General features: G+C 62.0%; 24 protein-coding genes and 2 pseudogenes. 12 read left to right on the forward strand and 14 right to left on the reverse strand.

From position 1 onward, the window contains the following. Positions 1–75: 75 nt before the first annotated feature. The 3 genes and pseudogenes from NCT32_RS21360 to NCT32_RS21370 all read left to right on the forward strand — a co-directional run. A pseudogene (locus tag NCT32_RS21360) lies at positions 76–585 on the forward strand (LysR family substrate-binding domain-containing protein); the annotation flags it as partial. Between the two features lie 10 nt (positions 586–595). Beyond that, positions 596–1,774, forward strand: coding sequence for an alpha/beta fold hydrolase (locus NCT32_RS21365; RefSeq protein WP_061117105.1), 1,179 nt, complete (start codon positions 596–598; stop codon positions 1,772–1,774). Between the two features lie 155 nt (positions 1,775–1,929). Further along, the gene (locus tag NCT32_RS21370; RefSeq protein WP_250490513.1) at positions 1,930–3,126 is read left to right on the forward strand and encodes an acyltransferase; all 1,197 of its coding nucleotides are present in this window, start codon (positions 1,930–1,932) and stop codon (positions 3,124–3,126) included. Here NCT32_RS21370 and NCT32_RS21375 read toward each other — a convergent pair. Then, on the reverse strand, positions 3,123–4,505 hold the full coding sequence (locus NCT32_RS21375; RefSeq protein WP_250490514.1) for an MATE family efflux transporter: 1,383 nt from the start codon (positions 4,503–4,505) through the stop codon (positions 3,123–3,125). The two genes, NCT32_RS21370 and NCT32_RS21375, sit on opposite strands and share 4 nt — an antisense overlap. A 353-nt stretch (positions 4,506–4,858) precedes the next feature. Next, complete coding sequence (locus tag NCT32_RS21380; RefSeq protein WP_061117102.1) at positions 4,859–6,232, reverse strand: sigma-54 dependent transcriptional regulator; 1,374 nt, start codon at positions 6,230–6,232, stop codon at positions 4,859–4,861. Positions 6,233–6,681: 449 nt separating this feature from the next. Here NCT32_RS21380 and NCT32_RS21385 point away from each other — a divergent pair, with 449 nt between their 5' ends. Next, positions 6,682–7,536, forward strand: a complete 855-nt coding sequence (locus NCT32_RS21385) for a response regulator (RefSeq protein ID WP_250490515.1) — start codon at positions 6,682–6,684, stop codon at positions 7,534–7,536. 20 nt (positions 7,537–7,556) lie between these two features. Here NCT32_RS21385 and NCT32_RS21390 read toward each other — a convergent pair whose 3' ends face one another. After that, the gene (locus NCT32_RS21390; RefSeq protein ID WP_250490516.1) at positions 7,557–11,501 is read right to left on the reverse strand and encodes a response regulator; all 3,945 of its coding nucleotides are present in this window, start codon (positions 11,499–11,501) and stop codon (positions 7,557–7,559) included. A 472-nt stretch (positions 11,502–11,973) separates the two neighbouring features. On the opposite strand from NCT32_RS21390, the gene NCT32_RS21395 reads away from it, so the two are divergent. After that, positions 11,974–12,147 carry a hypothetical protein gene (locus tag NCT32_RS21395; protein WP_250477678.1) on the forward strand — a complete coding sequence of 58 codons (174 nt, stop codon included), beginning with the start codon at positions 11,974–11,976 and terminating at the stop codon, positions 12,145–12,147. Between the two features lie 26 nt (positions 12,148–12,173). Further along, positions 12,174–12,995 (forward strand): annotated as a pseudogene (locus tag NCT32_RS21400) (alpha/beta fold hydrolase). On the opposite strand, the gene NCT32_RS21405 reads toward NCT32_RS21400, so the two are convergent. Both NCT32_RS21405 and NCT32_RS21410 read right to left on the reverse strand, forming a co-directional pair. Beyond that, a complete protein-coding gene (locus NCT32_RS21405; RefSeq protein ID WP_061117099.1) occupies positions 12,992–13,639 on the reverse strand; it encodes a VC0807 family protein in 648 nt (215 codons plus the stop codon). The pseudogene NCT32_RS21400 and the gene NCT32_RS21405 overlap by 4 nt on opposite strands. Before the next feature lie 165 nt (positions 13,640–13,804). After that, positions 13,805–14,125 carry a hypothetical protein gene (locus NCT32_RS21410; protein WP_061117098.1) on the reverse strand — a complete coding sequence of 107 codons (321 nt, stop codon included), beginning with the start codon at positions 14,123–14,125 and terminating at the stop codon, positions 13,805–13,807. A 223-nt stretch (positions 14,126–14,348) separates the two neighbouring features. Between NCT32_RS21410 and NCT32_RS21415 the strand changes: the two genes are divergently transcribed. Then, positions 14,349–14,570 (forward strand): YdcH family protein, encoded by a 222-nt coding sequence (locus tag NCT32_RS21415; RefSeq protein WP_061117270.1) that lies wholly within the window; start codon positions 14,349–14,351, stop codon positions 14,568–14,570. A gap of 50 nt (positions 14,571–14,620) precedes the next feature. After that, positions 14,621–15,697, forward strand: a complete 1,077-nt coding sequence (gene ppk2 / locus NCT32_RS21420) for a polyphosphate kinase 2 (RefSeq protein WP_061117097.1) — start codon at positions 14,621–14,623, stop codon at positions 15,695–15,697. Here the strand turns inward: ppk2 and NCT32_RS21425 are convergent. Then, on the reverse strand, positions 15,694–16,584 hold the full coding sequence (locus NCT32_RS21425) for a LysR family transcriptional regulator (RefSeq protein ID WP_061117096.1): 891 nt from the start codon (positions 16,582–16,584) through the stop codon (positions 15,694–15,696). The genes ppk2 and NCT32_RS21425 overlap by 4 nt on opposite strands. An 82-nt stretch (positions 16,585–16,666) precedes the next feature. Here NCT32_RS21425 and NCT32_RS21430 point away from each other — a divergent pair, with 82 nt between their 5' ends. Further along, positions 16,667–17,434 carry a sulfite exporter TauE/SafE family protein gene (locus tag NCT32_RS21430; protein ID WP_061117095.1) on the forward strand — a complete coding sequence of 256 codons (768 nt, stop codon included), beginning with the start codon at positions 16,667–16,669 and terminating at the stop codon, positions 17,432–17,434. Positions 17,435–17,664: 230 nt separating this feature from the next. On the opposite strand, the gene NCT32_RS21435 is transcribed toward NCT32_RS21430, so the two are convergent. Next, the gene (locus tag NCT32_RS21435) at positions 17,665–18,108 is read right to left on the reverse strand and encodes a hypothetical protein (RefSeq protein ID WP_061117093.1); all 444 of its coding nucleotides are present in this window, start codon (positions 18,106–18,108) and stop codon (positions 17,665–17,667) included. Positions 18,109–18,384: 276 nt separating this feature from the next. Then, positions 18,385–18,588 carry a cold-shock protein gene (locus tag NCT32_RS21440; protein ID WP_008347993.1) on the reverse strand — a complete coding sequence of 68 codons (204 nt, stop codon included), beginning with the start codon at positions 18,586–18,588 and terminating at the stop codon, positions 18,385–18,387. Positions 18,589–18,838: 250 nt separating this feature from the next. On the opposite strand from NCT32_RS21440, the gene NCT32_RS21445 reads away from it, so the two are divergent. Then, a complete protein-coding gene (locus NCT32_RS21445) occupies positions 18,839–19,627 on the forward strand; it encodes an aldolase (RefSeq protein ID WP_061117092.1) in 789 nt (262 codons plus the stop codon). On the opposite strand, the gene NCT32_RS21450 is transcribed toward NCT32_RS21445, so the two are convergent. The 6 genes from NCT32_RS21450 to NCT32_RS21475 all read right to left on the reverse strand — a co-directional run bounded on the left by NCT32_RS21450 (position 19,628) and on the right by NCT32_RS21475 (position 24,280). Then, the gene (locus NCT32_RS21450) at positions 19,628–19,789 is read right to left on the reverse strand and encodes a hypothetical protein (protein WP_250477676.1); all 162 of its coding nucleotides are present in this window, start codon (positions 19,787–19,789) and stop codon (positions 19,628–19,630) included. Further along, positions 19,783–20,280 (reverse strand): ABC transporter permease subunit, encoded by a 498-nt coding sequence (locus NCT32_RS21455; protein WP_061117091.1) that lies wholly within the window; start codon positions 20,278–20,280, stop codon positions 19,783–19,785. The genes NCT32_RS21450 and NCT32_RS21455 overlap by 7 nt, the downstream gene beginning before the upstream one ends. After that, positions 20,264–20,785 (reverse strand): DUF1349 domain-containing protein, encoded by a 522-nt coding sequence (locus NCT32_RS21460; protein ID WP_250490517.1) that lies wholly within the window; start codon positions 20,783–20,785, stop codon positions 20,264–20,266. The genes NCT32_RS21455 and NCT32_RS21460 overlap by 17 nt, the downstream gene beginning before the upstream one ends. Before the next feature lie 293 nt (positions 20,786–21,078). Next, positions 21,079–21,336 (reverse strand): hypothetical protein, encoded by a 258-nt coding sequence (locus NCT32_RS21465; protein ID WP_061117089.1) that lies wholly within the window; start codon positions 21,334–21,336, stop codon positions 21,079–21,081. Between the two features lie 89 nt (positions 21,337–21,425). Further along, the gene (locus NCT32_RS21470) at positions 21,426–22,508 is read right to left on the reverse strand and encodes a glycosyltransferase family 2 protein (RefSeq protein WP_061117088.1); all 1,083 of its coding nucleotides are present in this window, start codon (positions 22,506–22,508) and stop codon (positions 21,426–21,428) included. Positions 22,509–23,227: 719 nt separating this feature from the next. Continuing rightward, on the reverse strand, positions 23,228–24,280 hold the full coding sequence (locus NCT32_RS21475; RefSeq protein ID WP_061117087.1) for a LacI family DNA-binding transcriptional regulator: 1,053 nt from the start codon (positions 24,278–24,280) through the stop codon (positions 23,228–23,230). Between the two features lie 146 nt (positions 24,281–24,426). Here NCT32_RS21475 and NCT32_RS21480 point away from each other — a divergent pair, with 146 nt between their 5' ends. Both NCT32_RS21480 and NCT32_RS21485 read left to right on the forward strand, forming a co-directional pair. Then, on the forward strand, positions 24,427–25,506 hold the full coding sequence (locus tag NCT32_RS21480) for a fatty acid desaturase family protein (protein WP_061117086.1): 1,080 nt from the start codon (positions 24,427–24,429) through the stop codon (positions 25,504–25,506). A 30-nt stretch (positions 25,507–25,536) separates the two neighbouring features. Continuing rightward, a complete protein-coding gene (locus NCT32_RS21485; RefSeq protein ID WP_061117085.1) occupies positions 25,537–25,845 on the forward strand; it encodes a non-heme iron oxygenase ferredoxin subunit in 309 nt (102 codons plus the stop codon). The last annotated feature ends 18 nt before the right edge of the window (positions 25,846–25,863 follow it).

Here is a 25,863-nt window from a genome sequence, read left to right on the forward strand (position 1 = left end):
TGTTCAGGCATCCAAGGTTAACCGTTTCGAAGGAAAGTAAACAGCCCTCCCGGGCTCTTTTTGAACTGGCCTTTTAGGGAAATGAGCAATGCGGAGCAGGCGAGGGCGCTGGAGAAAGGCACCATCGATATCGGTTTGCTGCATACGCCCGTCGCGGTGGGCGGACGCATGCGCGAGAAGCTGATCGTAAGAGAACGCTTGCTGGCCGTGCTGCCGCGCGCTTTTGCAGTCGGCGAAGATGGAAAAGTAGGCCTGAAGGACCTATCCGATGCGGGGCTGGTGTGGTTCCCCGGCGATCAGTTGCCGGTCGTGCGCGCGGGCATCCTGAGTGCTTTTCGTAAAGCGGGCTGCGAGGCGAATGTCGTGCAGGACGCGAATCGCTCGCTGACCGTGCTTGCCTGCGTTGCGGCGGGATGCGGCGCATCGCTTTTGCCGCAATCGGTAACCGCGCTGCAATTTGCCGGCGTGCGCTTTTGCGATGTGCGCGACGGGGATAACCTGCCGCAATTCGAACTCAGCGCAATATGGCCGACGCGCTCGCGTCCTACACTCGCGGATCGCTTCGCAGCCTTGCTCGAAGCATGAGGAGACATGCATGAACGAGATTCCGAACGATCTGCCGCTGCCGGATGGCATTCGCGCGCGCATGATCGAGAACGGCAATGGCCTTTCGATGCACGTGCTCGAAGCCGGGTTCGACGCGCCTGGGAGGCCATGCATCGTGCTACTGCACGGCTTTCCGGAACTCGCCTATAGCTGGCGAAAGGTCATGAAGCCGCTCGCGGATGCGGGGTTTTATGTCATCGCACCCGATCAGCGAGGTTATGGACGCACGATGGGCGGCGCTACCTTATTCGATGCCGATCTCGACGAGTTCAACTTTCCGAACCTCGTGCGCGATGTACTCGGTCTCGTATCGGCACTCGGTTATCGCAGGGTTGCATCGGTAATCGGTCATGATTTCGGCTCGCCCGTCGCCGCGTGGTGTGCATTGATTCGCCCGGATGTGTTCGCGTCCGTCGTCATGATGAGCGCGCCCTTCGCGGGGCCGCCCGCATTCGCGTTCAATACCGCGAAGAACGACGCGAGGCTCGCGCGCGTCGAAACGGCTCCATCGGTGATGGCGGAGGCCGTGGCCGGGCTCGCATCGCTCGATCCGCCGCGCAAGCACTATCAATGGTATTACTCGGGCGCGCAGGCCAATGACGATATGCGGCACGCGCCGCAAGGGCTCGCCGCATTCTTGCGCGCGTATTACCACGTCAAGAGCGCGGACTGGCCGGGCAATCATCCTCATCCGCTTGGGTCGGTGACACCGGATCAACTCGCGATGCTGCCGACGTATTACGTCATGCATGCGGATGCAACGATGCCGCAGACCGTCGCGGAACATATGCCCGCTGCGGATCATATCGCGACCTGCGCGTGGCTGCCCGATCGGGATTTGAACGTCTATGCAAGCGAATATGCGCGCACCGGATTTCAGGGCGGATTGAACTGGTATCGCTGCGGCACCGACCCGCGCTATGCGGCCGATTTACGGACCTGGTCGGGACGCACGATCGACGTGCCCTCATGCTTCATCGCGGGCGCTAGCGATTGGGGCTGCTACCAGCGTCCGGGCGACTTCGAAGCGATGCGCGTCCTGGCGTGCACCGATTTTCGCGCGACGCATCTGATTGAAGGCGCGGGGCATTGGGTGCAACAGGAACAACCGAGTACAGTCGCCAGTCGCATTCTGCGCTTTCTGCGGCAGGATGCGCCCGCCATCTAGCGTGTGTGCCTGAAAGTTGTATCGAGACGTGTATGACGTTTCTTGATGTAAGAGCTGCCGATGCGTCGGCGATTTTCAGGAACTTCATCAAAAGCGCGATTGTCCACGAGCCTCGCGGCCTTTGAAGGTCGGCATCAACCGCGAGGAGAGTATCGATGGATAAAGGACGTGTTGCCGCGCTCGACGCAGGCCGGGCGCTCGCGATCGTCGGGGTAGTTGCAGTACACCTGTCGTTTCAGTTCCCCAATCTGCCCGGTGCAGTGACGCTCATTGCGCGCATGGGCCAATATGGCGTGCAGTTATTTTTCGTGATCAGCGCGATCACGATCTTCATGACGCTCGAAATGGATCACGCGCGCTGCGCGGATGCGCGTCATGTCACGCTGCGCTTCTATATCAAGCGCTTCTTTCGCATAGCACCGCTGTATTACGCGGCGATTGCGGTATATGGCCTCATCAGCTATGGCGCGACGCGCTCGGGCATCGAGCGTGCATGGGTTCTCGGTGCGCATGGCCCGATGGACGTGTTGCTCAACATGCTCTTTCTGCATGCGCTTTCGCCGACCGCAATCAATAACGTCGTGCCTGGAGGATGGTCGATCGGTGTCGAAATGCTGTTCTACATGATTGCGCCGCTGCTGTTTTTCCTCGCGATGAATCGCGCGCGCCTGTTGGTCGCTACGGTCTTGCTGCTGTGTCTCTCGTATGCGGCGATGTCGATGAGCGATTGCAACGGCGGCCTCGACTGCAATGTCGCCAATAACACCTTCAGCTACTTTTGGCCGCCCGTGCAAGGACCGTGCTTCATCGTCGGCATGTGGGGCTGGTATGCATTCCGCCCGCATTTGCTCGGCGCATCCGATGTCACGCGGCGCGTATCGTGGCTTTATTTTTCGCTTGCACTGGGTTTCGCACTCGCGACCGCTGCGCTCGGCGTATGGCTCGACAAGGCGCATGCGCTCGCGCCCGTATTCGCCGCATGCAGTGCCGTGGCGTTTCTGCTGTTCGTGTGTTCACATCACGCCCGCAAACGTCGCGATAGCGCGCCGGCAGCGCCGCGCGCCCGGTTCGTCCGACACTGCGCCGCCGCGCTCGGACGCGAAAGTTATGGTATTTATCTCTGGCACTTCATATGCGTCTACATGACGTTTCATTTCTTCGACCGCACGTTCGGAGAGAAGAATGGCGAGACTTCACTCGCCCTATTCGGCGCGACGCTGATCGCTGTGCTCGTCGTCTCCTATGTACTGTCACGCGTGTCGGATCGACTGATTCAAGGGCGTGCAACACGCTTGTCGAGACGCCTGCTCGCATGGGTCGATCGACGTTTTCACCTGACGCATGACGCCTAGCCGTGAGGATGCGATGCGCCGCGAACGGTGTGCGGGCTTCGCATCGAATGTAGTGATTTCACGCCGTGTCCACGCGTGCGATACAACACCATGCTCGCGGCGAGCGTCGCGAGTTCTGTGACGGCGACGGTCATCCAGATGCCATTAGGCCCGAACCATTGAGTGAGTAGCCACAGCATCGTCAACAGCAACACCCAGCTACGCAGCAGCGCGACGATCATCGAAGCGAGCGGCGCCTCGATGGCAGTCAGATAGCCGCTGATCGCGACATTGATTGCGGCCGGCAGGAACGCGAGTGCACACCACGGCAAGGCGTCGCGCAGAAGCGCTTGCGCCGCCGCACTATCGGGCACGAAGAGCGCGCCCAGCGGTTGTGCAAGCGTGAGAAACGCGAAGGCGGCGGCGAGCGCGAAACCGGCGGTAACCAGGATGCCGATCGAAAATGCGCGCGATACGGCGTGCGCGTTGCCCGCGCCGCGCTGAAAGCTCACGATCGGTTGCATGCTCTGCACGAGCGCGACCATCGTGACCGACGCGATCATCGTCATGTATTCGACGACTGCGAACGCGACGAGACCCGTTTCGCCCAGCCAGCGCAACACCGCGTGATTGAATGCGAAGAGCGTGACGCTCGGCGCGATCTCGCCGAGAAACTCTGATCCGCCGTTATAGGCCATGCGCCACGCATGGTCGAGGCGTGCGAATGCACGGGCGACGGGACGAACGTGTTGCGCCCTCACGAAGTGATAGGCCAGCATGGGGATGCAAGCAAGCGCCTGACTGATGCCCGAAGCAAGCGCCGCGCCGCGCATGCCCCATTGCATGTGACTCACCATCCACCATGTCAACGCGACGTCGGCGATGCCGCCCGCGATCAGGCAGACGAGCCCGAAACTCGCCGCACCCTCGATGCGCAAGAAGAGTTCGAGTGCATAACATGCTGTCGGAAAGAGAACGAAAGGCGCATAGGCATGCAGGAAATCGTTTGCGAGTCGCGCGAGTTCGCCGCGAGCGCCTGTCCATTGCACGAAGGTATCGGCATAAGAATGAGTCGCGAGTGCGAACGCCACGCCGGAGAACCCCAACAGCCAGAGCGCCTGCGTGAACGCTTCCGCGGCCTCGCGTTCGCGCTGCTCGCCGAGCAATCGCGAGACGAGCGTCGATCCGCCGACACCGATCATCACGCTGAACGCGTAGGGCAGATAAAGCAAAGGGACGAGCAGATTCAACGCGGCAAGCGCATCGGCGCCGACATGACGTCCGATGAAGATGCCGCTGATGACCGAATGCATGCAGTACACCCATGCGGCAAGCACGGTGGGTACGGCGAAGTTCGAATATTGACGAACGAGCGAAATGTTGTTGTTGAGCGAAACCATGACTGACTACCCGAGATAACTCGCAGACACGCCAATACGAGCGCGACGCATTCGACGTGCGAGGCAAAAGCTTATGGCATGGCGCATGAGCGCTGTATGAGCGCGCCGATGAAGCTCAGGCGGGCCGCATATGAATGAAACGAGACTGCGTAGCGCGCGGTCTGGCGGCGCGAGAAAACGCCAGCGGGCTAGAGAGGAAAGACGTGACGGGCCTGACGGCGCATGATGCGCGTATGCCGCTTCAGGTTTTCACCATGCATCGAATGCGATGCGGTGATTGGAGTGGCGAGCGCGAATGAAGGTTCCTTCGCGTGCTCTTAAGCGAATCATGATTCGCACAGGATCGTTAAAAGCTAGGTTCCGGATGCCTCCAGGGGCCGATCCGTTTTCGCGCGCAAGCCATAGGCGGTGAGCATGCGATACAGCGTGACACGAGAAATCCCCAATTCATCCGCGGCTTCACCGAGACGTCCGCGGTGACGCAACAGCGCCACTTCGATGGCTTGCCGCTCTGCCGCCTCGCGTGCTTGCGCGAGCGTCATAGGCGCGGCCTCCGCATATTCGCCCAGTTCGAGATCGCTCGCGAGAATCTGCCGTCCTTCGGACATGACGATTGCGCGCCGCACGCGATTGATCAACTCGCGCACATTGCCGGGCCAGCCATAGTTATGAAGCGCCGCGATTGCGCACGGTGCAAAGCCGCGCAGCCGCCGGCTCGCATCCTTTCTGAAGCGATCGAGCATGTGATTCGCGAGCAGTTCGATGTCTTTTCCGCGCACGCGCAGCGGCGGCTCGTCGATCTGCAACACGCACAGGCGATGGTACAAGTCCGCGCGGAAGCGTCCTTCCAGCATCGCCGTTTGCATATCGACGTGCGTCGCGGAGATGATGCGCACATCGACGTCCGTCGTGCCTTGCCCGCCCAGACGCTCGATCTTGCGCTCCTGCAGGAAGCGCAACAGGCTCGCCTGGCTTTCGAGCGGCAAATCGCCGATTTCATCGAGAAAGAGCGTGCCGCCGTCAGCTGCTTCTACACGTCCGATCTTGCGTTGATTCGCGCCGGTGAACGCGCCGCGCTCGTAGCCGAAAAGTTCCGATTGCAGAAGATGCGCCGGTATCGCGCCGCAGTTGATCGCGACGAACGGCTGCTCGCGCCGCACTGAGCGCTCGTGAATCGCAACTGCCGTGAGTTCCTTGCCGGTCCCCGATTCGCCGGAGATGAAAACGGGCGCATCGGTCATTGCGACTTTGCGAATCGAGCGATAGAGCGCCTGCATCGCATCGCAAGAGCCGACCATGCTGCCTTCCCTGCAATCGTCCTTGCGTGGATCATTGCTGGCAGTGTCGTGCAGTGAAACCATCCCGTATGCATGCCCGACTGCGTCGACGATACGGTCCGCGGAAGAGGGCACCGTCACATAGTCGAAGCAGAAATCGCGAATCAGCCTGCAAATCTCGGGGTTGTCGACATGCTCGGCGTCGACGGTCGCGACCCAGCCGATCTGATAACTTGCAAGCAGTGCGGTGAGCGCGGCGGCTTCCGCGGAAAAGCCGCGCGTCGTCAGATCGACGATGCCGGCGGCGGCACGTTTGCCGTGTTTGGCGGATTTGGGCGGCTTCGCCGGATCGATGCGCTCGATGGTCCAGCCGCGATCATGCAAGCGCCCGGACAAATCCTCCGATACGGCGCGACCCACGAAGTAGAGTGTTCTGGCTTCCCCGTGCATGGCTTTTCCCGGCTTTTTTAGGTGTAGCGGCCAGTATGCTCCCGGTTGCCGCAATGTAGAACGCCTCGCAAACGATAACCCGATTTTGAATGTTTACATTGATCGGTGGAATCGATTGAAATTGTCAGAGCATTTTTTGCATTACGGCCGTGCTGAAATTTATTGTACGTGCGTGCTTTATCGACTGGGTCATATGCGGTATGGCTTCCATCGCATGCGGCGGCCGGAACGAATTACTTATTCGCTTATGAATATGTTTAGCTATGAAAGTATTTGTGCAGTCGAAACTGGCCCGCGCTGAAATATCAGATAATTATTTCCTTCATGCATTTTTTGAATTTGCGGCGCACACATTGCGGGCGTAGAGTTCGTGAGCGCGTCATCGTCTGATGAATACTCGTTCGAATATGGAAAAAGCAGAGAACCGCACTTCAACACATCAGCCGCGTTTGCTTCTGGTCGACGACGATCCGGCGATGATCCGCATCATCGGCGAAATGCTCGCGGAATTTCCCAACCAGCGCTTCGCCACGACCGGCGAGGCCGCGCTGGCCCTGGCGCGCGAATCGACGCCGGACCTGATTCTTCTCGACGCGAATCTGCCCACCATGACGGGCTTCGATGTCTGCGAGATATTGAAGAGCGACACGAACCTCGCGCGCGTGCCAGTCATATTCATCACGAGTCACGACGCGCCTGCGCTCGAAGTCGATGCGTTTCGCATGGGCGCCGCCGATTACGTGATCAAGCCGCTTGTCGCGCCACGCCTGCGCGCGCGCGTGCGCGCGCAGCTTCGCTTGAGGCATCGCGTGATGGAGGCGCAGGCAGCGAAGCCCGCCATGACGAAACCCACGGGCGTGCGCGTGCTCGGCATCCTCGAGGACGACATGCTCGAGGCGCATCGCCACGCGCTCGAAGCCATCGGCGCACTCGATCGGGTGAAGGATTGCGAAGCCGCGCTGCGTCTTGCACAAAGCAAGGAGCCGGACGCGATCGTGCTTGATGCGCGTTGCTGCCATAACCCTTGCGAAGCCGTGCGTACATTGCTTGCGGAACTGGCTCACGTGCCCATCGTCGTGCTGGCCGATGCGCGCGATGTCGAAACGGAGCAATGTACGCTCGATGCCGGCGCGGCGGATGTCATCGCAAGGTCCGTCAAATCTGCCGTGCTGCAGGCGCGCGTGCAAGGCGCGCTGACCTCGGCGCGCCAAGCGCGGGAAGAATTGCGCGCGCAACTGGAATCGGCCGGTGGCGCAAGCGTGCACGCGTTCCCTGTATTCGCTCGCGACACGCGCGGGGGCTAGGTTATAGCGTCGTCTTTATCTCACACCTGTTCCAGCATATCGCGCGCGATCTCCGAGGCGCGCGCGAAATCGAGCGCACGCACGCGCGCGAGGAATTGCTCGAAGTCTGCGCGGTACACGCCCGGCGCATGCGGCGACAGCTTCTCGGATAGTGCGATCGCTTGCAGATTCGATGCATCGAGCAATTCGATGATCGTGGTGAGACGAGCGCGCCAGTTTTCATCATCGATCGGCGACGTGTTGGTCTCCGGCTTCACGGACGACGACGGCTGACCGAATTCATCGACGAGTTGCGTGACGCTCGATGCAAGCAAAGCCTGCATATGCGGCAGTTTCACGCGCGCTGCGTCGAGCAAATGCGCATCGGTTTCGAGCGTGCCTGCGAGTTTCGCGAGCGCCGCCGCGCCGATCGTGCCTGCGCTGCCCTTGATCGCATGCAGCATCGATGCGGCGCTTTGCGCGTCGTGTGCCGCGAGCGCCTTCGCAAGCTGCGCCAGTTGCTTGTCCGTCTGCGCGCTGAAGCGGCCGAGCGCATTGCGGATCAAATCAATATTTCCGCCGAAGCGCGCGATGATCGAATCGCGCGGCTCGATGATCGACTCGGCACTAGCCTCGTGCGTATCCGCCTCCATGTGCGCTCGTCCCGTGTGCGCGCGCAGCACCGCTACGAGCCGTTCGACATCGATCGGCTTGCCGACGTGATCGTTCATGCCGGCCTGCAAGCAGGCGTCGCGATCCGCGCCCGATGCATTCGCCGTCATCGCAATGATCGGCAGCGTGGCGAAACGGCCATCTACGCGAATCAGGCGCGTCGCTTCGAGGCCGTCGAGATCGGGCATCTGCACGTCCATCAGCACGGCATCGAAGCGGCCATTCGCCGTCACGATCCGATCGACGCCTTCGCGCCCGCCATCCGTGAGCGTCACGGACGCGCCTTCCGCAAGCAGCAGGCCTTCGGCGACCTGACGGTTGAGCGCGTTGTCCTCGACCACGAGTAACGAAAGTCCCGCGAGGCGGCGCGTTTTCTTCGCAGGCGGCCGGGTGTCGCGCGGGATCGCTTCGTTATTGCGAGGCAGCGCGGCGCGGATTGCGGCGGCGAGCTGTCGCGGTGTCACGGGCTTCGTGAGAAAACCGGCGAAGGGAGCGGCGCCGCCGTCCTGCGATTCTTTCAACACCTCTCGTCCGAAAGCAGTGACGAGCAGCACGAGCGGCGGCGTCGCGCGGCCCTTCATCGTGCTGATCTGCCTTGCGGTGTTCAGGCCGTCGAGTCCCGGCATACGCCAGTCGAGCAGGGCGATGTCATAGGGCGCATCGCCGAGCGCAGCATTGCCGACGCGCTCGACCGCCTCGGAGCCGCTCGTCACGATGTCCGCCTGCCAGCCAAGCGCGCGCACCGTGCGCGACATGATCTCGCCCGCAACCGCGTTGTCGTCGGCGATGAGAATACGCGCGCCATGTTCGGGGATAGCGACGATGTCATGCGTCGCCGCACCGGACGTGTCCACGCCGAGCGTGATGTCGAACCAGAAGCGGCTGCCTTCGCCGACGCGGCTTTCGACTTCGAGCTGGCTGCCCATCATGGCGACGAGCCGCTTGCTGATGACGAGTCCGAGGCCGGAGCCGCCGTAACGCCGCGACGTCGATGCTTCCGCCTGCGTAAAGCCCTCGAAGATACGCTCCAGTTGTTCCTCGCTGATGCCGATGCCGCTGTCGCTCACGGCGATGCGCACGCGCACCGCATCGCCCGCTGTCTCGTTCGGGTCTTCGCATCGATGCACGCTCACGACGATCTGTCCCGTCGACGTGAACTTGAGCGCGTTGCCCGCAAGGTTGATGAGCACCTGCTGAAGCCGGAAGCTGTCGCCGACGAGCACCGTGGGCAAGGATGGATCGAGGTCGAATAGCACTTCGACATCTTTCGCGCCCTGATTGCCGGCGAGCACGATGCCGAGCTCCTGCATCAGCTTCTCGGGCTCGAATGGATGGCTGTCGAGTTGCAGCTTGCCCGCCTCGATCTTCGAATAGTCGAGGATGTCGTTGAGCAGGTTCAGCAGTGATTTCGCCGCGGTTTCGGCCTTGCTCACATACTCCTGCTGGCGCGCATTGAGCGCCGTCAGTTGCACGAGATGCAGCATGCCGAGCACCGCGTTCATCGGGGTGCGGATTTCGTGGCTCATGTTCGCGAGAAACGACGACTTCGCCGCGCTCGCCGCATCTGCCTGTTCCTTCGCATTGCGCAGATGGAATTCCAGCTCGTATTGATCGGTGACGTCGTAGTTCACGCCGGTCATCACGACAGGCGTGCCGCTCGCGTTGCGCTGCGTGCGCAGGCCGCTCTGGATACGACGCGTCGTGCCATCCGGCAGCACGATGCGAAACGGCGGCAAGGTCTCGGTTTCACCCGCGGCGGCGGCGCGCAGGCCCGCCATGATCGCGTCGTGATCGTCGGCATGAATGCGCAGACGCCAGTGCTCGAAGTGCAGGCCGTTGTCGAGCAGTTCCGGCGGGTATTGGTACAGCTCGAACATGCGGGCGTTCCAGTGCAGCTTGCCCGTTGCCAGATTCCAGGACCAGATGCCCAGCTCGGCGATGTCCGCAGCGAGCAGCAACTGGTCGCGCGCGTGAGCCAGTTCGGTCCGCTCCTTTCTCTGCCGGGAAATATCCGTGATGACGGATACAAAATGCAAAGCGCCATCGAGCCGCATCGCGCCCGTGGACACGTGCGCGGGAAACGATGTGCCGTCCTTGCGCTGGCCCGCCAGCTCGCAATCGGCGGTCGCGACACCGTTTTCGCCCTTGAATTGCATAATGTATTCGTTATACGCATCCAGATGTGGCGGCGGCACCAGCATCCGGATGTTCTGCCCGATGACCTCGTCCGCCTTGTAGCCGAACACCTTTTCGCCGGCCGAGTTGAACGAGCGCACGGCGCCGCGCTCGTCCACGGTGATGATCGGACTGATCGCGGTGTCGAGCACGGTTTGCGTCGTCGCGAGGCTGCGGGCGAGTTCCTGCTCGATGCGCGTGCGTGCGGTGACCTGGCGCACGAGGCGCGCACCGAACATCGCCAGCACGAGCGCGAGGACGGTCGTAACCGAAGCGTGCCAGAGTGTGTCGCGCCACCACGGCGCGAGGATCTCATCCTCCGAGAGCGCCGCCGCGACGAAGAGCGGATAGTCCTGCAATTCGCGCAGGCTGTTCAGGCGCGTGATGTGATCCTGCGAAGAGCGCGTCGTGAACACCCCGGAGCGGCCCAGCTCCAGATGCGCGCGATAAAGCGCCGTGTCGGTCACGTTCTTGCCGACGAAGCGGTCCTCGAACGGACGGCGCACGACCATCACGCCTGAGTTCAGGACGAGCGCCGCCGCGCCCGATTGTCCGAGATCGAGGCTGTCGTAGAAGCGCGAGAAGAAGTCGATGTCGATGGTCGCGAGGGCGACGCCCGCAAAGCTGCCGTCGGGCGCATCGATGCGACGCGATATCGGCACGATCCACTTGCCGGTCGAGCGGCTCCTGACCGGCGGGCCGATATGCGAGCCTTGATCGGTATGTGTGCGGTGATATTCGAAGTACTCGCGGTCCGAGTTGTTGAAGCGCGAGTCGAGTTGTGGCTGTGAGTTGACGAGCCAGGCGCCGGTCTTGTCGTAGATGAAGAGGCCGTTCAGTTGCGGCAGTTGTTGGACGCGCGCGACGAGCGAGCGATGCAGGCGCGCGAGCGCTTGCGGCGACGTGCCGTCTTCCTCGACGCGTTCCACCATGCCGATGAGCGTCGTGTCGGCTTCCTTGAAGGTGTCGTTCGCGTGCTGCGCCATTGCGCGCGCGAGATTGGATGTCGCCGTCGTCATTTCCTCGAGCTGCACGCGGCGGGCGGCGGCGCTGCGCCCGATATCGGTGCCGATCAAAAGCATGCAGACGATGACGATGAACACCGTCATCCGGAACGTGAGCGAATGGCGACTGAGCACGCCGTGTCTCCAATGAGCGATTGCCGGGCGCCGCACCGGGCGCGAAGATCGAACGCTGCCGTATCTTATCGCGTCGTTCGGCGGCGACCGTTCGACGGGCGGGCAAGGCGAATTGCCGCGTTTGCCCGGGCATCAAACATGTCTACGGCGCGACGGCGCACAAACTTGACCCCGCGCGACGGGAATATTTTGGCGGCTTTTTCCGTATCTCAAGCAGGGATTCGGCTCGGCAGACGTGTTCGAAGTTTGCCATCTTTCAAGACTGAAAGCGTTGGCTCGCGCCCGACACTCGTGTCGGACGGCGCGTGGCCGCACTCGCGCCGAGCCTTGTGGCACAAGGGATTCGCATCGCTGGCACGGTGGCTGCATTACATCCGCACCCGCCGCCCCAGCGACTCTTTCGAATCATCGTTTTTAGTCGATCGCTCAGCGGCATTTCATCAAGGAAATATCGGTGCAAGTGGAGCGAATCATGTTGGGATACCTAATCAATGTTGGAAAGGACATCATGCTGCCGCATCTGATCTGCTGGACAGGGATGCTGCTCGACCGTGCGGAGCATTGCCGCCGCGATAACTATCTCGAATCGTGCGCGGATATCGGTGAACTCGAGCGCCGCATGCGCGCATGCGACAGCGAAAGCTGATCATTCACGACGCGAGAAAGAACGATATGGCTTTCAACGACGAACACATCGGTGCGCCGGTCATCGCGCTGCATTGCTCGGGCGCTGGCGCGAATCAATAGCGTCAGTTGGGCGAAACCCTCGACACGCTCAATACGGACAACACCCGCTATTCGCTGATCGCGCCCGAGCACTACGGCTGCGACAGCGTCGGCCCGTGGAGCGGCGAGCGAGCCTTCACGCTCGCGGATGAAGCTGCGCGCACGGTCGGCATCATCGATCGCCAGCGCGGCAAGGTGCATCTCGTCGGGCATTCATATGGCGGCGGCGTCGCGCTGCGCGCGGCGCTCGAGCGGCCGCACGATGTCGCGAGCATCACGCTGTACGAGCCATCCGCGTTTCATCTGCTGAAGAGCATGGGCGCGCACGGCGCGGCGGCGTTCGCGGAGATTCTCGCGATCGCGGCGCGCACGGCGGAGGGCGTCGTCGCAGGCGATCTGCGCGGCGCGGCGCGCGCGTTCGTCGATTATTGGGGAGGACACGGTGCGTGGACCGCGCTGCGGCCGTCCGTGCAGGCGATGCTCACGCGTTGGGTGCCGAAAGCGCCGCTCGATTTTCGCGCGCTGATTCATGAGCCCACGCCGGCGAGCGCGTATGCGAAGCTGCGCATTCCCACGCTCGTGATGCGCGGCGAGCATGCGCCCGTGCCGACCCGACTGATCGCGGAGACGCTGCCCGATCTGATGCCGGCGGCGAAGCTGATCGTCGTGCCCGATGCGGGCCACATGGGGCCGCTCACGCATGCGCCGGCGGTGAATGAGGCGATCGCGCGTCACATCGCCGCCTGCGATGCGCGGCCCGTCAGCTAGCCGAGGAGCCCGTCGCGCGAGGGGGCGCTTTCGCCTTGACGCTCGATGAGCCGCGCGCGAAACCAGAACGTCCACGCGAGCAATCCGCCGTAGATGACGTAACTGACCACCGGCGATACGACGAGATAGCGCTCGACGGGCCACGTCCACGCGAACCAGAAGCGCAGCACGGTTTCGACCGACAACCCGACGCCCCACACGAACGTCATGAGCCGCAACGACGCGCGCAATGACGCGCTTTCGCGCCAGTAGGCCTCGAAGCGCTCGGCGCCGTCTTCCTGCTCGCGCGTGACGGTCGCGCGGGCGAGATAGAAGATGAGCGGACGCTGGAAAAGAAGCGAGATCAAAAAGACGAGGCCTGTCGCGCCCGCCGCGAGCGATTCGCGCACGAGCAGGATGCGGGCGCTACCGCCCATCGCGAGCAATACGATCGACAGCGCAATGCCGAACAGCACGAGCGCGGAGAGCGCATCGACACGGCGCGAACGGGCGAACTCGCCGATGCTCCAGGCGAGCGGCGGCGCGGCCGACGCGTAAAGCGCGCCGACATCGCCCCAATAGGGCAGCGCAAGGCGATACGCGAGCCACGGCAGCAGCAGATTGGCGGCGAGTTCGAGCACGAGACCGGGCTTGATCTTTTTCATGGACTCAGGAGTGTGCGCCTGGGACGCTGGACCGTGAGCCAAGTATAAAAGATCGAATGCGCGCGAATGTACGCATGCGCGCGTGCTGATTCGTCGGGGAAGGGCGCGTGAACGCGACGCCGCTGCCCGGTATCGGGCAGGCGGCATCGGCACGCCGTGCGGAAATTACTTCTTTTGTCCCCCGCCCGCAGCCGCGGCGGCCCCGGGGTTCACGGCATTCGCATTGTTGGCCGTGTTGGGCTTATAGGTCGAATTTGCGTTGTAATTCGGGTTGGTAGTGGGGGCGTTCGGTGCGGGCGCGTTCGCGGTGGGCGGCGGCCTGACGGGCTTGGGCTGAAGCGTCTGATTGATGACGCCCATCTGCCCCAACTTCTTCGCGGCCTGACTGTCCGCGCTGGCTGCCGTGGCGAAGCACATGCCGGCAACGCCGGCGATCAACGCCATATGCAGTGCGCGATGTTGCGCGCGATTGCGGCTCTTCTTCATGACGGCCTCCCTGGTTCACGCTCGCCACGCGGATGCGCAGCGGCATCTCATTGTGTGCAAGGACGATGCCCGGCCATAGGAGGGTTTTGCCTAGGTAAGTGTCGACGCACGCGCTGCGACGTTACGGCGCAGTGGCGTTTGATAAATGTCTAACTAATAGCGGTGCCCGGTCGGTACTATGTACTTCGAAGTACTCAATATGAACGCACCGGAGGATCACCGCATGTTTCCCGAATATCGCGATCTCATCTCACGCTTGAAAACCGAAGACGCTCATTTCTCGCGGCTCTTCGAGCGTCACAACGAACTCGATCATCGGATTGACAACATGGAGACGGGCGTCACGCCTGCCGACTCGTTCACGATCGAATCGCTGAAAAAGGAAAAGCTGCTGCTGAAGGACAAGCTCTATGCCGTCTTGAGAAAGGCGCACGAAGCCGCCTGATGAGACGCCGCCAGAGACAGAGACACGAGAGCAACAACGAAGGGGAAGGAATGAAGTTGATATCGCCAGAAAAGGCTGTCGAATCGAATGATGGCGACATCGCGGTACGAACGATGCCGGACCGCATCGAGCAGGAAGCGACGGGCGGCGCGGTCGAAGCGGCGCACGCGCTGCTGACGAACAGTGTCGGCGACATACTCCAGAGCCGCGAGGAGACGGAATCGCTGGTCGATACGGTGAGAACGCTGATCGGCGGCATGTCGCCGGATGAAGTATCCATGCTGCGGGCTCATCTTTTCGATGGGGATGCCGTGCTGCGATCGGCCGGCGCGTCGGCCGATCCCGACGACGAACTGTCGCCGTCGTGGCGCGAAGGCGGCTATCCGTATCGCAACCTCATGTCGCGGCGCGCGTACGAGAAGCAGAAGTATCGCCTTCAGGTCGAACTGCTGAAGTTGCAGGCATGGGTGCGAGAGACCGGCCAGCGCCTCGTGATTCTCTTCGAAGGGCGCGATGCGGCAGGCAAGGGCGGCACCATCAAACGCTTCATGGAACATCTCAATCCGCGCGGCGCGCGCGTGGTCGCGCTGGAAAAGCCGTCCGAGCGCGAGCGGGGGCAATGGTACTTCCAGCGCTATGTCGAGCACTTGCCGACGGCCGGCGAGATCGTTCTCTTCGACCGCTCGTGGTACAACCGCGCGGGCGTGGAACGCGTGATGGGCTTCTGCTCGCAGCGTGAGTACGACGAATTCATGCAGCAGGTGCCCGCGTTCGAACGGCATTTGTCTCAGGGCGGCACGCACGTCATCAAGCTGTGGTTTTCCGTGAGCCGCGCCGAGCAGCGCCGCCGCTTCAAGGAGCGCGAGATTCATCCGCTCAAGCAGTGGAAGCTGAGTCCTGTCGATCTCGCATCGCTCGACAAATGGGACGCCTATACCGAGGCCAAGGAAGCGATGTTCGCGCACACCGATAGCGCTGACACGCCCTGGACCGTCGTGCGCTCCGATTGCAAGAAACGCGCGCGGCTCAACGCGATGCGCTACGTGCTGCACAGGCTGCCGTACGCGAATCGCGACCTGAAGGCGATCGGCGCGGTCGATCCGTTCATCGTCGGGCGGCCGTTCTAGCTGGCGCTCGCGCCGTCCATCAACGTCTCTGCGAGCAGGCGCGCGTGGGGCGTGAGCGCGTCGAAGTCGCGGGCGCACAGATGCAGACGGCGCGTCGCCCATGGCTCCGAGAGCGGCACGATGGCGAGTTCCGGCCGCTCCAGCATGCGTGCCGACGCCTCCGACAAAATCACGAGCCCGATGCCCGCCGCGGCCAGCATCCCGACGTTGTCGATACTGCGCATGCGAATTCGATAGCTCATCTGCCGGCCAAGCCGCGACGCGCGCTCGGCCAGATGCAATTCGAGCGCGGCATCCGACAGGCCGACGAACGCCTCCCCGACGATCTCCGCGAACGCCACCGCGCTTTCCCCCGCGATGCGATGCGCGCGGTTCGCCACGACCACCAGTTGATCCTGTGCGAGCAGATGCGTCTCGAGCTGTCCGAGGTCCGCCGTATCTGAAACGACGCCCAGATCGGCGCGGCTTTCCGCGATCGCCAGCACGATATCGACGCTCGGGCGCTCGTCGAGATCGATCGAAAGATCGGGATGAGCGGCGAGAAAATGCGAGAGCCTCGGCGGCAGGAAGGCGGCCAGCGCGGCCGTGTTCGACATCATCCGGATTCGGCCTTTGAGGCCGGTCGCAAACGAGCGCAGTTCGCCGCGCATCTGCTCGACCTGACCGAGGATCGCGCGTGCGTGGCGCACGAAGGCGTCGCCGGCGGCGGTCGTCTGCACGCCACGCCGGTTGCGTTCGAGGAGCGGCGCGCCGAGCGCGGCTTCCATCCCGGCGATGCGCTCACTCGCCGATGCGAGCGCGAGATGCATCGCCTGCGCGCCCGCCGTGATGCTGCCGCGTTCGACCACAGTCAGGAAAAGCCGCATGTCGGTCAGGTCGAATCGCATGCTGCATCCTTCGGTTTAGCCGAAGCCTCGCATTGGAAATGCCAGATTGTAAGCGGCGCGCGGCGTCGTTAGCATCTGTCGCATGGAACCCTTCATTCTCGTCATCGGCGCCGGTTTTATCGCGGGCGCGATGAACGCGCTCGCGGGCGGCGGCTCGTTCGTGAGCCTGCCGGCGATGATCGCAGCCGGTTTGCCACCGGTTCAGGCGAACGCTTCGAGCACCGTCGCGCTGTTTCCCGGCGGCGTGGTGAGCGCGTGGGCCTATCGCGACGGGCTCGGACCCGTCGGTTCGGTGTCGATCCGCAAGATGCTGGTGACGACGCTCATAGGCGGCTTCGTCGGCGCGGCGCTTTTGCTGTCTACGTCGTCCAAGACATTTTCTTTCGTGCTGCCCTGGCTTCTCCTGTGCGCGAGCTTCACGCTTGCGTTCGGCCGCAAGCTCGGCGAAGCGCTGCGGCGGCGCTGGCATATCGGCGTGGCATCGGTGCTGTCGATCCAGTTGCTGCTCGGCGTGTATGGCGGCTACTTCGGCGGCGCGGTTGGCATCATGATGATGGCCGTCTGGGGCCTGCTCGATTCGCGCGACTTGAAGAGCCTGAACGCACCGCGCACGCTGCTCGTGAGCGCGGCCAACTCGGTCGCCGTTCTCACCTTCGCGGCGGCGCAGGCCGTGCGCTGGCCGGAAACGATCGCGATGCTGCTCGCAGCGATCGCCGGCGGTTATAGCGGCGCGCAACTCGGCCGGCGCGCGCCGCCGCACTGGATTCGTGCGGGCACGCTGGTTGTCAGCGCCGGCATCACGATTGCATTCTTCGTCAAGACCTACGGGCCGATGCTGTTGCATCGATGATGCGCGCGCACGTCGGCGCTTAGGGAGACCTTCATGATTCCCGCCTTGCTCGAAACAATCGGCGCGCTTTCGCTGCTCGTGAGCGTCGCGGCGAAGATCGCGTTATTGCGCCGGGCATGTGACGAGGACGTGCCAACCCGAGACGCCGGAAGCCACGTCGATCGCACCTGCGCGAGCCGTGTGTTGCCGGTGCAGGGAGCGGCGAGAAGCGCGACGCCAACGCCTTACGCTCAATGCGCGTTGCGTTCGAGTGGCGGCAGGCCGAGCGGCTTTTTCGCGGCCTCGTAGGCCCGGATGAAGCGCGGATCGTCGTCGAGTTCGCGCGCCATCCACTTCGACAGATCCGCGCCGCAGCCGGGATCGGCGATGTCGCGGAAACACGGCGAATTCGCCGGCATCATGGTCGCGGCCCAGTAGAAGCCGAAGAGCGCCTGCTTTTCGGCGGGCTCCATGACGATCGCGTGCGGGTCGTCACCGGAGAACCAGTGGTCGAGCCTGTCTGCGAGGGACGCTTCCGTTTCGTGGCTATCGTAAGAGAAGACATAACCGCCGCCTGCCTGCGCCGTATGAAAGTCGTTCATCACGACTTCCGTGACGAAGCGCGCCGCGTTCCGGTTCACCGCGAACGATTGCGCGTGCGCATCGCAAGTCAGGAACCATATGGAGACGAGCAATGCCTTTGTTTTATGTCGTACGAGCGTACGGCATTTTTTCCGATTGCTTGTCGAGTTCACACGAATCAGTGGAAATAATTTCGCGTCGCCGCGAATGGATGCCGCTTGAATAATGCAGCGATTCTACTGATTTTATTTATATTAAGCGGCTGCTGCGTCCAACATGACGCGGTGCGCGAACTCGGTCATTGGAGAGAGTGATGAATGCCCGGGCGCGCCAATACAAAACGGCCCGGATGGGCCGTTTCGTGCCTGAGGCGACAGCGCTGAAGTTACTTACAGCGGCTGGATCGTCGAAGCTTGCTTGCCCTTCGGGCCTTGCTTGACTTCGAAGCTCACCTTCTGGTTCTCCTGGAGCGATTTGAAACCCTTTGACTGGATTTCGGAGAAATGTGCAAACAGGTCTTCACCACCGTCGTCCGGCGTGATGAAACCGAAACCCTTCGCATCGTTGAACCACTTCACAGTACCTGTTGCCATTTTTCCAAACCCTATTGAGACGAATTACGTTGAAGTTTGCGCTTCGAATTTTCGAGCGGCATTGAGTTTTACCATGCCAGAATGCGGAGTTCAAATAAGCGTTTCTGCTAAGAGACACGACATAAGCGCGTCATACTTCGCGCCGCCAGCGCCGTTACCGCGGAAATTTTTTTGTTCGGACGTAATTCGCCCGCCTGTTCGATTATCCTCGACATTCCGATCGGGCAGACGACCCCAAGGCAGACTTCATATGGCTCACACGCTCTCCAGTGCCGCGCGGCGGTCCGCGTCGGTTTTAGCCGCGCTCGATGCGCCCGCGATTGCCGAGGCGCGCCGTCAGCTCGCGGCGTGTTTCCGGCTCGCTGCGCTGCACGGCTTCGAAGAAGGTGTCTGCAACCACTTCTCGGCGATGGTGCCGGGCCGCGACGATCTGTTCTTCGTGAACCCCTACGGCTACGCGTTCGGCGAGATCACGGCGTCGCGTCTGCTGATCTGCGATTTCGACGGCAATGTCGTCGACGGTGACGGCGAGCCCGAGGCGACCGCGTTCTACATTCACGCGCGCGTGCACAAGCTGCTGCCGCGCGTGAAGGCCGCTTTTCACACGCATATGCCGAACGCGACCGCGCTATGCCTGCTCGACGGCCCGCCGCTCCTTTGGCTGGGGCAGACCTCGCTGAAGTTCTACGGACGCACTGCGGTCGACGAGCATTACAACGGTCTTGCGCTCGACGATGCCGAAGGCGATCGCATCGCCGGCGCGATGGGCGAGGCCGATATCCTCTTCCTCAAGAATCACGGCGTGATGGTTGCAGGCGCAACTATCGCGCAGGCGTGGGACGATCTCTACTATCTGGAGCGCGCGGCGCAAGTGCAATTGCGGGCGATGAGCGCGAACCGTCCGCTCAAGCCGGTGCCGCACGACATCGCGCAGCGCACGTACGAGCAGATGCGCGCGGGCGACGCCGAGAGCGCGCGGGCGCATCTCGCAAGCGGCATGCGGCAGTTGCGCGCGCGAGGGATCGATTTCGAGTCGTGATTACTTCCGCGCACCGAAGCGCTTGAGCCATGCGCGCTTGGCCATGTCGGTCTGCTGCAGGAGTACGGCAATAACGATGATCAATCCCTTCAGCACGAGCTGCGTATTACTGTCGATATCGTTGAGCAGCAGGATATTGCTCAGAAAGCCGAAGATCAGCACGCCGGCCACCGTGCCCGACACGCGTCCGACGCCACCCGAAAGATATATCCACAAGCCAACGGCGCGAAGAGCAACGCAACGACCGCACGTATCGCAAACGATGAACGGTCCGCGACGCGCACGGTCTGCGTGTCGCGGGCACGCATGATGCCGCGCATGACGCCGAGCGCGGCGAACACGATCGCGAACACGGCGACCGCATCGAGCACGAGCGATGCGTATGTCGCGCGATTGAAGCCATCGGTCGTGAGCAGCATTGCGGTGAGCACGCTGCCGAGACCCATGATCGCGCCGACCGACAGATCGATGCCCCCCGTGATGATCACGAGCGTCATGCCGATGGAAATCACGCCGACGTTCGCCACCTGACGAAACACGTCGAAGATATTGGCACTCGACAGAAAGATGTTGCCGCCGTTCGCCGCGTGCGGCGAGCTCCAGCGCGCCGACCACGAGCAGCACGATGAGCCCCAGCTAATAAGAGAGCCCACGCGAACGGAGCAAGTGAGTGTTTTTACCGAGCCACTGCGCGTTCGCACCGCTCGGCGCGAAAGGCGCGAGGCGCATGAGGGTCCAGCTGCGTTCATCGGCGCTGCATTGCACTTTCAGCACGCCTTGCGCGATCGTCATGCGCAGCCGGAAGCGGTTCGTATCGGCGCGTGAGCTGAGCGACCAGTCGGAGAGATCGTTCGTGAGAACGGTGCTAAAAGTGAGCGCACCGTCGTTGTATTCGGCGCCGGCCTTGATCCAGCGCTCGGCGCTTTCACGCACCATCAGGCCCGCCTGGTCGTATAGCGCGGAGAAATCGCCATCGACGGCGACTTCGGCCGAGAAGTCGCCGTTTACGGTCGCCGCGAAAACGTGGCCGTTGTCGCGGACGAAACCGTAGTGGGTTTTGCGCCAGAAGTCCGTGTTCGTGTCAGTGGTGACGATGAGCGTGTCGTGCTCGATGCGCCATTGCGCAGGCTCGTTGATCCATCGGCATTGCTCGAACATGGCGTCTCCGTCGCTTGAGGGATGGGCAGTGCAAAGTATGTCCCGCGCGGCGATCTTGATGCGGTGCAAGCGCGCGGTGACCATGGCCTGGACGCTTGGCCTCACGCTCGACTATGCACGCGCGCGCTCAGCAGGGTCGCCGATCCCCGTTCTTATGGGTGGCTCAAGGTCGCCCGCATGGCGCTCGCGAAGATGCGCGAATCGCGGCGTGCATGGAACGAGGAAGGGTCGCTTGCGCAGAGCGGCGGATCGAACGTAGATCCTCCGGCGCGCGCTCGATGAGTGGAGTGCCGCTAGAGATCGAGGTCGTCGGCTTCCTTGCGCGCGCGGCGTTCCTCGTTCGCGCGGCGCGCGCGCAAGCGCTGGCGCGACAACTGGGCGATCACTTCGCCCGTCGACGCGCCCGGCGGAATTTCATTGCGGATGACCTTCGGTACCATCGGCAAACCCATGCGCTGTCTGCGCAGCGCGCGGGCGATGGCGGTGCGGCACTCCTGACCGTGACAATCCCATTCGTCACGGATTCGCTCACAGTAGGGACATTTTTCCATCCTCAAAGTCTACCGCGAAACAATGCCGGGTTTTGCGTGCCTCCGTTCACCTCACGCGCGTCAGACGTCCTTGCCGCGGTCCGTACTGTTCAGCCGCTCATTTGATTTGAAGTGCTCGGTCGCCGCTCGCGCTGATGATGATCGAGACTGCGCCGCAATACTTTCTTCACAAGACCTTTGAGGAAGTGAATCGAGCGATCCGCGCGCACGTTCAGATCGAAAGGCGCAAGCTCGACGACCTTACGCCCGCCGTCCTCGGTGCGTTTCTCGCGCATCTTGCGATGATCGACGGCCATGGCCGTGAGCGTCTCCGATGCCTGCCTGAACGATGCGCGATCGACGCGCGCGCAAACATGACGTGCGCGATGAAATAGCTTGTCGAACACGGTGAGCCAGTAATCGTCGATCTCGCTGCCGTCGCAACGCGCGAGCGCTTCCTGACCGGAGACGCGAAGATCGTGCATGTCGCTCAGCTTGGCGGTTTGCGTGATGCTGCCGAAGCGCCGGCGATAGCCGATCAGCGGCCTCGCAATACGGTAGATGCTGTTTGCGCGAAGATAGGTCGCGGGCACGAGCGCCATGTCCTCGTAATTTCGTCCCACGGGAAACGGCGCTTCGTCGAAGAGGTCGGTGCGATAGATACGCGCCCACGCGAACGTGTGGAATCGATCGGCGAATTGCTGCAACGCTGCGCGGTCCATCGGGTGGCCGCCGCTCGTCGCTTCGTCGGCGATTTCGATTTCATCGAGCTCTCGCCCGTTATCGTCGATGATCTTGACGTTGTATTCGACCACATCCCACTTGCGCTCGGCGAGGACCGGAATGACCGCGTCGGTGAAACCCTTCAGATAAATATCGTCGCCGTCCAGGAAGCCGACATAAGGCGTGCGCACTGCCGCCAGGCCCGTATTGCGCGCGGCGCTCAGGCCGCGATTTTCCTGGTGCAGCAGTTCGACGTGTACGCCTCGATCGCGCTCCACGATGGCGCGCGCTGCCGCATAGGTCTCGTCGCGAGAACCGTCATCGACGACGATGATTTTCATCGCATCGATATGAGGTTGGGACAGGAGGGAATCGAGCGCTTCCTCGATATATCCCTCGATGTTATACGCCGCCACGACGATGCTGAGCAGCGGACCGGTGTCTCGCAATGAGTCACTCTCAAACGGCATGGATGACGCTCTCCATCGGATGATTGGGCTGTGTCTCTCCGCACGCTCGATGCGAAGAGCCTTGGTCGATGTCTGGATGTGCCACACGCGATGGTGCGCAATCACGAGAATCGCGGCACAGCAAGACACGCAGTTGGTCTGATGGATGCGGTTGGCTCGACGACCGTACAAGACGGGGAACGGCCATTCGAATACCGCGTGACGTTATTGTTGTTGGAGCATGCCACATCATATGGCGGGCCCCGGATGCCCCAGCCTGACGTGCATGTCGATGGAACAAACTTCAATAGAGCAGCTTCGCAGGGTGTCGTTCCCCGGCGGCCTGCATGTTAGCCGATAAAAACAACGGAACAATGACGCCGCATCTGCGCGTGATATGCGATTGGAACGGCGAAGCCGACTCCTCCGCGACATACTAATAGAAAAACAAAGATGCGAGCTCCCGATTTGAAGTGATCATTGGCGCTCGCCACATCGGTGACAGACGAAGTCTCACAACGTTATCGTCCAGGCTTGTGACAGTAATTTCGGTGCGCTCGGCCACATGCAAGGTTCATGGAGAGCTATGAAGCGTGACAACCGCTTCGTGCCGGGGTGATATCAGCAAATTTTTCTTCCCCTTTGCGCATAAGAACGGGCCGAGACGAAAAAAGTTCGCATCGGCGTACACCGCGGTGCCACGCTTCGTGCTGGGTCCATCGTGAGTGCGTCGGCCGCGCTCAGACATTCTCCGGCGTATAGAGCTGCGCCGGCAGCGGATACTGGCTCGCTTGCGCGGCTTCCCCCGGCAGCGCCTGCAAACTGCGCAGCATCGTCTGAACGGCGGTCTGAGCGATGCGCTGAAGCGGTGTATCGATCACGAGATCGATGACACCTTCGACGAGCGCTTCGTACCGGTCGGGCATCAGGTCGCTGCATACCGTCACGATGCGCCGTCCTGCGGCTTCTTCGCGCAGCGCGCGAATCACGCCACCTACACCCCCGCCGGGAATATAGAGGCCGGCGAGATCGGCATGGCGCGCGAGCATCGCGAGTGTCGCTTCATAGGCGAGTTGCTTGTCTTCGAGATTGATTTGCGTGTCGAGCACGCGCAATCCGGGCGCGTGCTCACGCAGATACGAGCGAAAGCTGATCTCGCAGCTTTCCTGACCCAGATAACGCGGTGTGCCGACGAATACACCGACCGTGCCTTCGTCGCGACGCGTGAGACGACTCACCGCCCACGCTGCCGTGCGTCCGCTCTTGCGCGGATCGACGCCGATATAGCCCGCTCGCAAGGGCGCGCTCAGGTCCGACAACAACGTGACCGTGGGTTTTCCCTGTTCGTGGAGCGTTTCGATGGCGGCTGTCACATGCGGATGATCCACCGCTACCACGCCGAGCGCGTGTGCCTGCTCGCCGAGCGAAAGCAGCGTGCGCGCGATGGAAGCCGGGTCCAGTTCATCCATGTACTCGATGATGGCGGTGCAATGCTCGGGTTCGTGACGCGCGGCCGCATCGTTGAGAATGCGCGCGAACGTCTGATAGAACGGATCGGCACGTTTTTGCAGGCAAAAACCTAACGTGTAGCGTTCATGACGCTCGCCGCGCTTCGCGCGCAGGCGCTCGCGCATCAATCCCGCGCCGTGATAGCCGATGCGCTCGGCCGCTTCGATCACACGTAACGCAGTACCCTCGCGCACGCTGATGCGGCCATTGAACACGCGATCGACCGTTGCGGGGCTCACGCCCGCAGCGTCGGCCACGGACTGAAGAGTGGGACGCTTGCTCATCTTTGATGGAAATGATGGATTTCAAAATCGCGCGATGATGCGTAAAGATAGCAAATGCGCCTGAACGTTGCACAATGAACGCGTCCGCTCCTATCATCGACTCGAAAATAATGAATGATGTAGTTTCAATCATCGGATGAGGTGACATGATGGAAACCGGGCAATCGGATTGCGCAGGCGCGCGGAACGACTATCGCGATTACCGGTTGATCGGCGGCGCTGGCGAGCGTGCTAGAGCGGCGGGTCTCGTCAATGCGGAGTGGTACAAGTGCGCGGTGCCTCGATCCGTGATGAAAAGCCTCATGCAGCGCGGTGACGCGCGCGCTATCCGCGATACGTTGCTCTGGTATGCCGCGATCATCGCGAGCGGCGTCCTTGCATGGTTCGCGTGGCGCGCGCATTCGCTCTGGGCGATTCCGGCGTTTTTGCTCTACGGCACGCTGTACTGCAGTCCCGCGGATTCGCGCTGGCACGAAAGCGGTCACGGCACCGCATTCAAGACATCGTGGATGAACAAGATTCTTTATCAGGTCGCGTCGTTTCAGGTGTTTCGCCGCCCGACGATCTGGCGGTGGAGCCACGCGCGGCATCACACGGATACGCTCGTCGTCGGGCGCGATCGAGAGATTGCAGTGCCGCTACCCACGGACTGGCTAAGTCTCGCGTTGAATGTGTTTGCGCTGAAGCATGCTGCGTCCGAAGTGCCGAAGATCATCTCGTCCGCGTTCGGCAATATCGGTGAAGAAGAAAAGACCTACGTGCCGAAGTCGGAATGGGCGAAGGCGATTCTGGAGGCGCGTATCACGCTCGCAATCTATGCCGTGGTAACAGGTGCTTGCCTCGTGTTCCATTCCATCTTGCCGCTGCTCTATATCGGCTTGCCGAGCCTCTACGGCGCATGGCTTTATCTCTTCTTCGGTCTCACGCAGCATGCGGGCATGCCCGAGAACGTGCTCGATCATCGCAAGAACTGTCGCACAGTGATGATGAATCCCGTGTTCCGGTTCCTATATCTGAACATGAACTATCACGTCGAACATCACATGTTTCCGATGGTGCCTTATCACGCGCTGCCGCGACTGCACGAGACGGTGAAGCACGACATGCCGCCACCCTATACGAGCACGATCGCGGCCTACGCGGAGATCATTCCGGCGCTCGCGCGCCAGCGGCGCGACCCGTCGTATCACGTCGAGCGGCCCGTGCCCGCCGCGACGCAGACATAAGCGACTTCAAGAGAAAGGAGACGACTCGCCATGCCCCAATGGATCGATGCAGCCGCGATGGACGATATCGAAGATGAAGACGTGATGCGCTTCGATCACGATGGCCGCACCTTCGCAATCTATCGCGTGAACGATGCCGTGTACGCCAGCGACGGCCTATGCACGCACGAGCACGTCCATCTGAGCGAAGGTTTCGTGATGGACCACGTCATCGAATGTCCGAAGCACAACGGACGCTTCGATATCCGCGATGGCCGGCCGCTGTGCGCGCCCGTTTGCGAAAAATTGCAGACGTATCCCGCGAAAGTCGAGGGCGGGCGCATTTTCATCGAGATCTGACGCCGCGATTGCGGTAAG

The organism is Caballeronia sp. INML2, from assembly GCF_023631365.1.
Taxonomy (GTDB): Bacteria; Pseudomonadota; Gammaproteobacteria; order Burkholderiales; family Burkholderiaceae; genus Caballeronia; species Caballeronia turbans.